Here is a 3,283-nt window from a genome sequence, read left to right as displayed (position 1 = left end):
CATCAACAAACCAGTGATTTTTGCTCATGAAGCCCCTCGAGTAAAGTGTTTAAAGCATACTTAAGGGTGCATGGTTAATGTGGCGTTAATTATGAGAGAAGTGGTCTGTTTTTGGCGATTTTTGAGTGATTGGGTTTTTTGAATATTCCTGAATATAAGAAGATATTGCTTGCCTCACGGCCTCTGCGGTTAAGTGCATACCTTCCGCCTCCAGTCTCAATTCCACCTCGTTGGCGCGTTGTAGAAAGTCTGCATCCATTGTCAGTCCCCACTCACAAGATCCGTCTAATTATGCCCAAATTGCATCAAACCTCTTAACGAAGAGTAAACTGTTCTCAATACGATGTCTCCTGCTATTGAGACACCTCGAACAAAGGCACAAGATGTTGAATATCCTAAAGATTGAAGTGTTCTGAGAGCGTCATTGTTTCCAATCCATGACTGTACTTGTTAAGTTTTGGGAGATTTGGTTCAAGTCAAATGAGGCGCGGTGCCTGCTATATTTGGAGTCTCTGGGCAATTGTGGCAGTCTGAGACGATACTTACTGGACCTGTCACGGTTTGATGCCGCTCCTTTGATAGCATCTACTGCAGCAAAGGAGACTGACTATGGGACTGAAACGGACGGCCGAATTCCGGCAAGATGCGGTGCGTATCGCATTGACCAGTGGGCTAACACGCAAGCAGGTGGCTGATGATCTAGGTGTCGGGATGTCCACGCTGAACAAATGGATCACAGCGCACCGAGATACAGACGTGGTTTCCAAAGAGGATTTGAGCCTCGCTCAAGAGAATGAGCGACTTCGACGGGAGATCCGGCTCCTCAAGGAGGAGAGGGAAATCCTAAAAAAGGCCACCCAGTTCTTCGCGGGCCTAAAGCAATGAGATTTAGGTTTATCGAAGAACACAGAGCCAGCTTTCCAGCCAACCGGTTATGCGATGTCGTCGGTGTCAGCGCACGCGGTCTGCGTGCCTTCCGCAGCCGCCCTGCCAGTCGCAGACAGCGGTCTGATCTGGTCACGCTGGCGCATATCAAAGAACAGTCACGCCTCAGTTTGGGCAGCTATGGCAGGCCGCGCATGACTGAAGAGTTGAAGGAAATTGGTTTGGCTGTGGGGCATCGTCGCGTTGGTCGCCTGATGCGCCAGAACGGCATATCCGTGTTGAGAACACGCAAGCACAAGGTCACGACAGACAGCGATCACAAGTTCAATATCGCGCCCAACCTACTGGATCGGGACTTCACAGCGGATCAGCCGAACAAGACATGGGCTGGTGACATCAGCTATGTCTGGACCCGTGAAGGCTGGCTTTATCTCGCCGTCATTCTGGACTTGCATTCCCGCCGTGTGATTGGCTGGGCTGTTAGCAATCGGATGAAGCGAGACCTGGCCATCAGGGCGCTGAGAATGGCTATCGCCTTCAGATCACCACCGAAGGACTGCATCCACCACACGGATCGTGGCAGCCAATACTGTTCCCACGATTATCAGAAGATCCTGCGCCAACATGACTTCAAAGTGTCGATGAGCGGCAAAGGCAATTGCTATGATAACGCCGCCGTCGAGACCTTCTTCAAAACGATCAAAGCTGAGCTGATCTGGCGGCGGTCATGGCAAACCCGACGGCAGGCTGAAGCGGCCATCTTCGAATACATCAACGGCTTCTACAATCCGCGCCGCCGACACTCAGCACTGGGCTGGAAAAGTCCCGTCGCCTTCGAACGGAAAGTGGTTTAAACGAGCACTTGGAGCGGCACAAAAACGCGACAGGTCCATATTGAGCAAACAAGATCCGCGTGAAATCGCGAGATATCGGGACCAGTTGCTTCAAAACATCGAGATCATTGAGCGCAACTATGTCCGGTAAGTCCGGTGTTTTTCCGTGGAACACTCTGGGTTTAGACGGGCCTGCGTCTGACAAACAAATTCGCAAGGCCTATGCGAGCGAATTGAAAGCTCTGGACCGTCAGGCGGATCCCGAAGCGTTTCAGGCTTTGCGTCACGCGTATGAGTTTGCACGGCAGATGGCAGCCGACAATGAGTCGGATCAGGTGCAAAGCCATCGAGACGCAATCAGACCGGAACCTCCTGAGGTTGAAGAAGGCAAAGCAACCGCAGAGGACGATACACCAAAGCGTCAAGAACCAGTAAGTTCGACCGATCACAACGATACAGAATCCATTGAGTTGCCCGGACCGGTTGCCTCTGCCGCAGCTTATCAAGATCTTTTGGCCAGGATGCGTTATCTGATTGAAAGCCGGGATTACGACGTCACTACCTGGACCAGCTTGCTGAACGACAGGTTGCTAGACGATCTTTCGAGTGGTCATGATTTTGAGCGCGCTCTGGTAATATGCTTGTCTGAAAACGAGTTTTCCGGGCGCGATGAGATCAAAAAATTCATCTCAGCAGGCAAAGAATGGGTCGAACTGATCGAGCGGAGATATGGCTGGATCGAGGATGGATTGAAATTCGAGCGACAGTTTCCTGCTCATATGAAATTGCGCCGCGCGATGGTGGCAAAACGCGAAATTCTAAATGGGGACGGGCAAAAGGCCACGGTTCTGGTTCAAACGCCTAGCGTACCATTTGACGAGCGGGTCGTTAATCTTGTTCTGCAACCCAAAATAGTCTGGTCTGCATTCGCTGCTGCTTGTTTTGCTTGGATCCGCGTGTTCCAGCCGAGTGAATCCATGTTCATTGTTGGTCCGGTGCTTCTTGCCATTGGATCGTTGTTCGCTTTTGGTTGGGTGTTCAAACGCTTCGAACAACCTGTTGTTACTCTGTCATGCCTTGGGAACTCGAAACTGGCGTTTCTTGGCAAATACCTAGTAGGCAGAGGGCTGGCGCATTTGGTGGTAGGTGTATTCGCTTGGGCGTGCTTTCTGACAATGTGTGTGTTTCTGTTTGCACCCACCGAAGCACCAAGGAATGCTCCGCGCATTCATTTCCACGATACCGACCGGTTTGCTCGTGTTCTGCGCCAACTGGATACAGAGGGCGAAAATGGCCGACTAACCAGACATGCCAAACAGCTGATTTCCGAGTATGATCCAAAATCCCAGTCTGTGGACGAGTTCTTGACTAAGCTTGGGACGCCATATCCGCTGATTGCGTTTGATCAATTTCGTGACCGGTATGACATTGAAAATAAAGAAACTTGGGAGCTAGATATCAGCGCACAAGGTGACCCAAGCCCAGTGCGGGCAAAGATGATGGTAAGCTGTCGCCGGACGGGCAGATGTTCTGCCTTGATTGAAACTGGGGCGTTGATCCAGGTT

Annotated in this window: 2 protein-coding genes; both read left to right on the top strand. The window is 51.1% G+C overall.

Annotated features, from left to right (window positions below):
• The first annotated feature begins 609 nt into the window (after positions 1-609).
• Positions 610-1,739 (top strand): IS3 family transposase gene (locus ACR1XY_RS24225; protein ID WP_480424262.1). Its coding sequence is split into 2 segments (ribosomal slippage): positions 610-853 and positions 853-1,739, totalling 1,131 coding nucleotides; the frame shifts between segments, so codons are not numbered across the junction.
• Positions 1,740-1,858: 119 nt separating this feature from the next.
• On the top strand, positions 1,859-3,283 hold a 1,425-nt coding region (locus ACR1XY_RS24220; protein ID WP_480597319.1), incomplete at its 3' end, for a hypothetical protein.

Source organism: Ruegeria sp. AD11(2025), from assembly GCF_056542405.1.
This window is presented reverse-complemented; position numbering and strand designations above follow the sequence as displayed.